Origin of the sequence: Sodaliphilus sp. (assembly GCF_045598405.1) — a bacterium.
Lineage (GTDB): Bacteria > Bacteroidota > Bacteroidia > Bacteroidales > Muribaculaceae > Sodaliphilus > Sodaliphilus limicaballi.
In genome coordinates this window covers 1-8,234 of sequence record NZ_JAZLLZ010000143.1, presented here as the reverse complement: position 1 = coordinate 8,234, position 8,234 = coordinate 1, and the positions used below count along the sequence as shown (strand labels likewise).

Sequence of the window (8,234 nt, the reverse complement as noted above, 5' to 3'; positions counted from 1 at the left end):
TATCCCCACCTCCGACGGACTGCGTCCGCCGGTTACGATGCAATGAGGCGGTTACACCGCCTACACTCTTTTATCCCCACCTCCGACGGACTGCGTCCGCCGGTTACGATGCAATGAGGCGGTTACACCGCCTACACTGCCTACATCACAACCATAGCCACCCCCTCGCGCACCGGCTGTATCACTAACCAGACCGAACATGCCTTAAAGCGAATCACACTTGACGGGGAACCCGTCGCACTGCATCGTAACCGGCGGTCGGCAGACCGTCGGACAGAAAGCCGTCTGCCACATCGGCCTCGGCAGAGACCGCACTGCATCGTAACCGGCCACGGCTTTCTTTTTGTTTTCGCTATATGAGGGGTGCCGCTTACCCCTTATTAAAACTCTTTTAGAACAGTGTAGAGATGGTTCACGGGGAGGCCCATGACATTGTAGAAACAACCGTTGATACCCGTGACACCCATATAGCCAATCCATTCCTGTATGCCGTAGGCGCCTGCTTTGTCAAAGGGGGCGTAGGTGTCGATGTAGTGGTATATCTCCTCGTCGGTCATTGCGGCAAACGTCACCTGGGTCACGTTGCTGAAAGTTACTTTCTTGTCTTGCGTGGCAACGGTGACACCAGTGATGACCTCGTGGCTGCACCCCGAGAGTTTGCGCAGCATGCGGTGAGCGTCATCGCGGTCGGCGGGCTTGCCCATCACCTCGTCACCGGCAAGGACAATGGTGTCGGCTGTGATGATGAGTTCACTAGGAGCGAGAGTGTAGGCGCTGGCTTTGAGCTGCGACAGGAATGCCGCCACCTCGTTTAGGGGCATGGCAGGATCGTAGGTCTCATCGAGGCCTTTGATTGTTTCTACACGAAATTTCACGCCGAGGCCTGCCAGGAGTTCGCGGCGACGAGGCGAATTGCTCGCCAGGACTATGTCATATTTATTGAGATTGTCAAGCATAATTCTTTTTTAACGAAACGCTTGCTTGCGCAAGCTACGAAAAAATATAGATGTTCTAGATCTAGTCACACCATTTACCAGCCGAAGGCGTTGAGGTCGCTGAGCCACAGGCCCTGGGCTTTCATCACCTGTTCCAGGAGGTCTCGCCCCACCCCGCTGCCGCCGTTGCACGGCGAGATGTAGCTGGCGGCTTCGAGCACCTCGGGGGCGGCATCGGCAGGAGCAACGGCAAGACCGGCACGTTTGAGCACGGGCAGGTCGGGGATGTCGTCGCCCACAAAGGCTACCTCATCGGGGGTGAGACCGTGCTTTTCCATCCATTGCTCAAACACGGGCAACTTTACCGATGCGCCCATGTGCACGTCCTGCACACCCAGTCCCTCAAAACGCACGCGCACGGCATGGGTGTTGCCGCCGCTGATGATAGCAATCTTGAGACCGCACTTCACCGCCAGCTGCATGGCATAGCCGTCCTTGATGTTGACCATGCGCATGGGCTCGCCCGAAACGTGCAGCGGTATCATTGAGGGTGAGAGAACGCCATCCACGTCGAAGGCAATTCCCTTTATTTTCGTTAAGTCGTAGTTAATCATAACATCTTTTTTTTGCAAAATTAATGATATTATTGTACTTTTGCAACTAAGTAGGCGTGCAAAATGATTTATACAATCCTTGCACTCCCTACTGCGCATCTTCGGCACCAAATAACAGTTGAGTAGGAGTCACTACACGCCTTTATATTTGGCGCCAGAATATGCATCACTATTGAATACAACTATTATAAAAAACATTTTGCACACCTACTTATGAAAAGAATATTCCTGACATTAGCAATCCTAACCTTGTGGGCCACAAGCATGTGTGCCCAGGAGCGAGAATACCGCGCACGGCATGACAGCCTCATGGTGTACCAGTCGTGGGAGTCAATATTTAACGGCATCGCCGACACCCTCATCATGAACCCGGAAGTATTGATGTACACCCCTTATGACATCGAGTTTGACGGCATCAGAAAAAACATCAACAAGATGCTTAAAGACGAGACCGTGGCGGTGGCGCTGGGCGACTCGCTTTGGTTTGTCAACACTAATTGGCTGAAAAAGAACTTCAAGGGCGAGAGCAAGCACATGAGCCACTACGTGCCGCTGTATTTCTCGGCCAAGGTGGCCTTTGTGCAGTGGGCCGGGAGCAGCAGTTTAGGGTGGCGGTTCCTTGAAGCGATGAGGAACGGCGAGGCTACTGCCGATGAATACAACAACCCAGGAATGATTTATCTCATCAACTTCGAGAATGGCCTTGTGGAGAAAGTTGACAGCAAGAAATTGAGCGAGCTTTTGAGTTTTTACCCCGACCTGCAACGTCGCTATGAATCGATGCGCGACTATGAAGAGCCCTACATGATCAATGACTTCTTCCTGCAATATGTGCAGCGACTGGGGCAAGACCCTAACGTGCCTTATCTTTTCTAACGATGACGATGCGCTACAATGACGATGACGATGCGCTTCGCTACGATGACGATGACTTTCCTTTTCTAACGATGACGATGCGCTTCGCTACGATGACGATGACTTTCCTTTTCTAACGATGACGATGCGCTTCGCTACGATGACGATGACTTTCTTTTCTTTACGATGACGATGCGCTTCGCTACGATGACGATGACTTTCTTTTCTTCACGATGACATAAAGCAAACCCTAGAAAATCTAGATAGAGCTAGAAATTCTAGGGTTTGTTATTGTATCAAGCCGGGTATTATTCTTTGATTTCCCAGCCGAGAGCTGATGCTCCGAGGATGGCAGCATCGGCCTCTTTCATCTCACTGAACAGAATCTTAACCTTGCCACGCCACAGGGGAAGTACATTCTTGTCAAACGCTTCCTTGATGGGGTTCATGATGAGGTCGCCGCTCTTTGCCAGACCGCCGAAGATCACGAATGCCTCGGGAGCAGAGAATGCTGTGAAGTCGGCAAGAGCCTCGCCCAGGATGTTACCTGTGTATTCAAAGATCTCCTTGGCAAGCTGGTCGCCAGCCACCGCAGCGTCATAAACGTCCTTTGAAGTGATTGAAGCGATATCAAGTTCGCGGAGCTTTGAGTCGTCCTTGCGAATCTCGAGGAACTCGCGAGCAGTGCGAGCCACACCAGTAGCCGAGCAGTAAGCCTCGAGACAGCCTGTGCGACCGCAACCACACATACGGCCATTGCTGCGACGCATGATCACGTGACCAAGCTCGCCAGCGAAACCGTCGTAGCCATAAACCATCTGGCCGTTGACAACGATACCGCTGCCCACACCTGTACCCAGAGTGATCATGATGAAGTCCTTCATGCCGCGAGCAGCGCCATAGGTCATCTCGCCCACGCCGGCAGCATTAGCATCGTTGGTCACGAGGCAAGTGATGCCAAACTTCTCTGTGATTTTCTTTGCCAGGGGTATGGGGCTGGGCCAAGGCAGGTTGGGAGCACCCTCAATCATACCAGTGTAGTAGTTGCCATTGGGCGCACCGATACCGATACCGTTGATCTTGCCCTCGGCGTCGTTGTTATTGATAAGACGAGTCACAGCCTCGTGAAGCTCATCTACATAGTCGTCAAAGTTAGAGTGCTTGCCAGTCTTGATTGAATCGCTTGCAACTACGTTGCCGCGTGCATCTACGATACCGAATGCGGTGTTAGTGCCGCCCATGTCGATACCAATTACATAAGGTTTTGCCATGTTTTTGTAGTTTTTTTGTTTAATATTGTAAGTAAATTATATTTCTTCACAAAGTTACGTTTTTTTGCCGCAAGTAGCAAGAGTAACGCCAAGTTTTTTTCCCTGATTACCACTTGATAGAGAGTCGCGCGTTGATTTGGCGACGGGTGAGGTAATTGGGCACGGCATACTGCAGGTTGTTGACATCGGTCACCCAGTAGTATCCGCTCACGTTGGAGATGTCGAGGATATTGAACACATCGACACCGAGCCATGCTTCCTTGAAATGGCTGAGCAACCCGCTCTTGGGCTTGTGCTCTCCGCCCACAAGCTGGTAACTCAAGCCCACATCGACACGCTTGTAGGGGGGCTGACGGAAGTAGCCCATGTCGCGAGACATGCTTGGCGCTGTGGTGGGGAGACCGCCGCTCAATATTCCCCTGAGGCTGAACTTGAGGCGTGGCAGCTTGGGCAGATAGTCGGTGAAGAAGATGGCAAGGCTGTAACGCTGGTCGGTGGGACGAGGCACTTTCACGCCGTTGATGTTTTCTTGCGTGTTCATGAGCGAGAAACTAATCCAAGAGTCGGTTCCCTCGACAAACTGCCCGAAGAGCTTCATGTCGATACCGGCTGCATATCCCTTGCTGCTATTGAAACCCGAGTAAACCATCTTGAGGTTATCAACCTCGTAGGGGATGAGGTTGGAGAGGTTCTTGTAGTAAACCTCGGCAGTGAACTTGAAGGGACGATCCATAGCCCTGAAAGTGTAGTCACCGCCCAAGATAGCATGGATGCTGCGCTGCGACTTGATGTTTTCGTTAAGATTAATCCAGGCGTTGCCATCCTCGCCATATACATCAAAGCGGTATTCCTTGTAGAACGGAGCCTGATAGTAGAGGCCACCGGCAAAGCGCAGCGACAGGTGGTTGTTGCGCTCGGGTATGAAGCCCAGGCTGAAACGAGGCGACACGAGCGTCTCCTTGTTGAAATCCCAGTGCGACACGCGCACACCGCCATTGATTGTGAGCAGGCCCTTGTCAAGCATCACCTTGTAAGTGTCCTGCACATAGGCAGCAAAACGGGTTGAGCTCAAGTCGTGGCTTGACGACAGGTTATAGATGACGTTTACCTCCTCGGGTATGTGAGGCAGCGAGTATCCAGCCGAGTCGCGCCACTGCCACTCACGCGAGCGGTCATAGGTCTTCTCTCGGCGCATCTCCACTCCATAGGACAAGTTGTTGTTATTGATCGACGTGTTGCCTTTAAGCGCAATGTTAAACACATCTATCTTGAGGCGATTGCGGGCATGCTCATGATACTTGCCCACTCCCAGCTCGCCACCTTTGCCATCCTCACCGCTAGTACCGGCCTCGTCGAGCCAATACTCGCCGTGGATGTCGTAGGCCACAAGCTCGTTGGTCTGATAGGCCGAGCCTTGCAGCGTGAAGTCATTGCCTTTGTTGAGTTTATAGTTGAGCGACAGTGCTCCGAAATAAGTGTAGAACTTATCCTTCTCCTGTCCGTCGAAATAGACCTTGAACGACTTGGCGTTGGTCGAAGTGCCGAAACTGGTCTCGCGGCTGGCAGGAACAAATCGGTAGTCGTTGATCGACACGTTGCCCAGGAACGACACGTTGAATTTCTTGCTAGGTTTATACACGAGATAGGTCTGGTAATCAAAGTACTGCGGGTCATACTCACCCTTGCTCTCCAATGAACCCAGCAACGACGAGTTGCGTTTGTATCGCGCACCGTGCAGCATTGAGAACTTGCTGCTGCTGGCACCTATCGAGAGCGAACCACCCTGCAAGCTTGCCGAGACAGCCCCTTCAAACGCCTCGGGCTGGCGGTAGGTGATATCGAGCACACTCGACATCTTGTCGCCATACTCGGCATTGAAACCGCCGGTAGAGAAATTGACCGAGTTGACCATATCGGGATTGATCACTGAAAGTCCCTCCTGCTGTCCGCTGCTGATGAGCTGCGGGCGGTAAACTTCTATACCATTGATATACACGCTATTCTCGTCATAGCTACCACCTCGCACCATGTATTGCGAACTCATCTCGTTCTTGCTGCTCACGCCGGCCATAGTCGAGATTACGGCCTCTACACTGCGACCGCCCACACTCGGAGTGAGGTTGAGTGTTGAGACATCAACACCCTGCATGGTGTTAGTCTGCTTCTTGAACTCCGTGACCTGCACCTCGGCAAGTTCGGTTGATTTCTCGTAAAGCTTGGGATTGAGAGTCACCGAGCCATCGGGCTTGATGAGCTGGCGCTTAACCGACGAGTAGCCCAGGCAGGAGAACTCCACCATGATAGTGTCTTGCTTGGGAACCGACAGTTCATACATACCCTTCAAGTCGGTGTTAGTTCCCAATGTGGTACCCACGACACGCACCGTGGCAAACTCAATGGGTTGTCCGGTTTCATCGACCACCTTACCTGATATCTTGACTTGCGCAAAGAGAGCCACACCCATTAAGACCATGACAACCAGCGCAGTAAGTTGCTTTATATTCATCGTTATCTTTAATCTATAGTATTATACATTAATTATAACGAAAAAAAAGCCCGAAAAGTATATTGATCGGATGATTTTTTAAATCAGCTCTAGATACTCCTGAGCACTAAACACCGGAAGATTTGAAAATTCCTTGAAGTGCTTAGCATTGTTGGTAATAATGTGCGTGCAATTATTAGCAAAAGCTGCTTGATACTGTAAATAGTCTTCAAAATCCATTACATTGCGATCAAGTGCATTATCAAATTGCTTCTCATCTGCCGGGATGATACCTATGAAACGACGCAACCGGCGAAACACCTGCACACGTTCTTCGTGTGGATGCTTACGCAAGATATAAGCCATATTAGCAAAACTCAATAGAGAAGTACACATAACATCACCATGATTGATAGATTGCTGTATCAGGGAATCCATGTACTCGCAATTTTCTCTTCTGACAATGTAATCAAGAATAACGTTAGTATCAAGAAAAAGAATGTTCATCGTTCCAAAATGTGTTTGGCTTTGTCATCCAAATCTTCATCAGAAAGTACAACAGGATTATTTTTGAACCATGCAACGTCTGCCGACAAACGATGCGATTGTTCCTTTGCAGTATCTTTGTCGGATTTTTCAATATTAGGCATAGACGTGACAACCTGCACAAAAGCATTGATTTGCTTCTTCAGTGCCTCGATATCTATATTTTTAGACTCTGGCACCTCAAATGTCATATTAAAGGTACACATAGTTGTATATTTTTATTTGCAAAGATAACACTAAATTTCCAAATATCACAATACCAGCAACATTTCTCCTAATAAAAAGAACATTAGTGAGTCATCTTATGACACAATCACAACCCACTGTTAATCTCGTCGATGTAGGCCAGCAGCTCGTCGCGGCCACGGCCGTCTTCGCTTGAGGTCATGAACACCGGGGGCAATTCTTCCCAGGTCTTGAGCAAATGGCGCTTGTAGGCAGCAACTTTTTCGACTCCTGCAACCTTTCCCAGTTTGTCGAGTTTGGTAAACACAATGGCAAAAGGCACTCCGTTCTCGCCCAGCCACTCTATGAACTCGAGGTCAATCTTTTGCGGTTCATGACGAGAGTCAACAAGCACAAAGAGACAGGTCATTTGCTCGCGTCCCAAGATGTATCCCTGGATGATGCGTTGCAGCTGCTCGCGGCTGTCCTTGCCTCGCTTGGCATAGCCATAGCCAGGAAGGTCAACGATGAACCACTCGTCGTTAATCTTGAAATGATTGATAAGTAATGTCTTACCAGGAGTTTGCGATGTCTTGGCAAGGCTTTTATTGTTAGTGAGCATATTGATGAGCGACGACTTGCCCACATTACTGCGCCCGATGAATGCATACTCGGGGATATTAGTGTCGGGGCACTTGCGGTAGTCGCTATTGCTTATCTCAAATTTTGCGCTCTTAATTTTCATGTCGTTATGTTGTTTAGGTAACTACAAACCAATATTTTTTTTTGCGGACTCCCCGCGCGGATTACACTGATTACACTGATTTAGTAATAACTGAAAGAAATTAAATAATTAGAATAATTTCTTTTTCAGTTAAATCAGAGCAATCTGTTATTATTGTTTTACGTGAGATCCGTGAGATCAGCGCGGGGATATTACCCAAAATACCATTGCAGTATATTTATGTTGTTCCGACTGCAAAATTACTATAAAAAAGGCAAATTACTGCAATTATAGTATTTTTTTTCGAATTATAGGGCCTGTGGTAAAAAACAAACAGGCAAGCCTGCATAGACTTGCCCATTTGTTTTTAGGTGGGTTCTATTAATTATGACTCAACTTTAGCATATGGAACAATCTGAATTTCACCTATTTGCTCCGATTAGCGTCCTACTGGACGCATCTGCTTGTTGATACTATACCCCCACCGCCACTACGTTCGGCGGTGGGGGTTATTCAGGTATTGTCCTGCCGGACAACAAATTAGCAGCAATTGCTATAAAAGCTAAAGTTGAGTTATCAATAGTCGCACAAAGTGCGACCACGCTCCTTTGGCGCGTTGAATACTTTATTCATATGCAA

The 8,234-nt window shown here is 49.2% G+C and carries 8 protein-coding genes; 1 reads left to right on the top strand and 7 read right to left on the bottom strand.

The genetic code is table 11. The features are described from left to right. Positions 1 to 380 precede the first annotated feature (380 nt). Together ACKI3C_RS10090 and ACKI3C_RS10085 are read right to left on the bottom strand one after the other, a co-directional pair. Positions 381 to 956 carry a Maf family nucleotide pyrophosphatase gene (locus ACKI3C_RS10090; protein WP_407404632.1) on the bottom strand — a complete coding sequence of 192 codons (576 nt, stop codon included), beginning with the start codon at positions 954 to 956 and terminating at the stop codon, positions 381 to 383. Between the two features lie 74 nt (positions 957 to 1,030). After that, positions 1,031 to 1,549, bottom strand: coding sequence for a KdsC family phosphatase (locus tag ACKI3C_RS10085; RefSeq protein WP_407404630.1), 519 nt, complete (start codon positions 1,547 to 1,549; stop codon positions 1,031 to 1,033). A 213-nt stretch (positions 1,550 to 1,762) separates the two neighbouring features. On the opposite strand from ACKI3C_RS10085, the gene ACKI3C_RS10080 reads away from it, so the two are divergent. Next, positions 1,763 to 2,425 carry a DUF6563 family protein gene (locus tag ACKI3C_RS10080; protein ID WP_407404628.1) on the top strand — a complete coding sequence of 221 codons (663 nt, stop codon included), beginning with the start codon at positions 1,763 to 1,765 and terminating at the stop codon, positions 2,423 to 2,425. 287 nt (positions 2,426 to 2,712) lie between these two features. Here the strand turns inward: ACKI3C_RS10080 and ACKI3C_RS10075 are convergent, their stop codons facing one another. The 5 genes from ACKI3C_RS10075 to yihA form a co-directional block, all read right to left on the bottom strand. Next, a complete protein-coding gene (locus tag ACKI3C_RS10075; RefSeq protein WP_407404626.1) occupies positions 2,713 to 3,675 on the bottom strand; it encodes an ROK family protein in 963 nt (320 codons plus the stop codon). A 106-nt stretch (positions 3,676 to 3,781) separates the two neighbouring features. Further along, positions 3,782 to 6,181 carry a TonB-dependent receptor gene (locus tag ACKI3C_RS10070; protein ID WP_407404624.1) on the bottom strand — a complete coding sequence of 800 codons (2,400 nt, stop codon included), beginning with the start codon at positions 6,179 to 6,181 and terminating at the stop codon, positions 3,782 to 3,784. A gap of 78 nt (positions 6,182 to 6,259) precedes the next feature. Further along, the gene (locus tag ACKI3C_RS10065; RefSeq protein ID WP_407404622.1) at positions 6,260 to 6,667 is read right to left on the bottom strand and encodes a type II toxin-antitoxin system VapC family toxin; all 408 of its coding nucleotides are present in this window, start codon (positions 6,665 to 6,667) and stop codon (positions 6,260 to 6,262) included. Continuing rightward, positions 6,664 to 6,912, bottom strand: a complete 249-nt coding sequence (locus ACKI3C_RS10060; protein ID WP_407404620.1) for a hypothetical protein — start codon at positions 6,910 to 6,912, stop codon at positions 6,664 to 6,666. Before ACKI3C_RS10060 ends, ACKI3C_RS10065 begins: the two co-directional genes overlap by 4 nt. Before the next feature lie 107 nt (positions 6,913 to 7,019). Continuing rightward, positions 7,020 to 7,616 (bottom strand): ribosome biogenesis GTP-binding protein YihA/YsxC, encoded by a 597-nt coding sequence (gene yihA / locus ACKI3C_RS10055; protein WP_407404618.1) that lies wholly within the window; start codon positions 7,614 to 7,616, stop codon positions 7,020 to 7,022. Positions 7,617 to 8,234 lie beyond the last annotated feature (618 nt).